At 47.9% G+C, this 340-nt stretch carries 1 tRNA gene; it reads right to left on the bottom strand.

Annotated elements, in window-relative coordinates:
• Positions 1-146 precede the first annotated feature (146 nt).
• Positions 147-222: transfer RNA gene (locus tag HFD87_RS22780), tRNA-Glu, on the bottom strand.
• Between the last annotated feature and the right edge of the window lie 118 nt (positions 223-340).

Below are 340 nucleotides of genomic sequence, written 5' to 3'. Positions count from 1 at the left end.
TTGTCATCCCTTATTACGGAGGAATGACGCGCTGCGTCGTTTCAATTTTCAGCTTGTTCCGGATTGTTAAAGAGCAATATCTTAAACATGACTCGTAAGTCATCTTTAAGATATGTGGGTAACATCTTTCACCTGTCACCAAGCTTTGGCGTCCCCTAGGGGATTCGAACCCCTGTTACCGCCGTGAAAGGGCGGTGTCCTGGGCCTCTAGACGAAGGGGACAATTAAGTCTGTCTTCGAAAGACACTTTGCTCGTTATTTTCTATCAGACAATCTGTGTGGACACTGCGCGGGAAGGTATCTTCAGGTAAGGAGGTGATCCAACCGCAGGTTCCCCTAC

The organism is Pantoea sp. EKM21T (assembly GCF_011800405.1).
Taxonomy (GTDB): domain Bacteria; phylum Pseudomonadota; class Gammaproteobacteria; order Enterobacterales; family Enterobacteriaceae; genus Pantoea; species Pantoea agglomerans.
The sequence above is the reverse complement of the archived record's forward strand: the minus strand, read 5'-3'. Positions and strand labels throughout refer to the sequence as shown.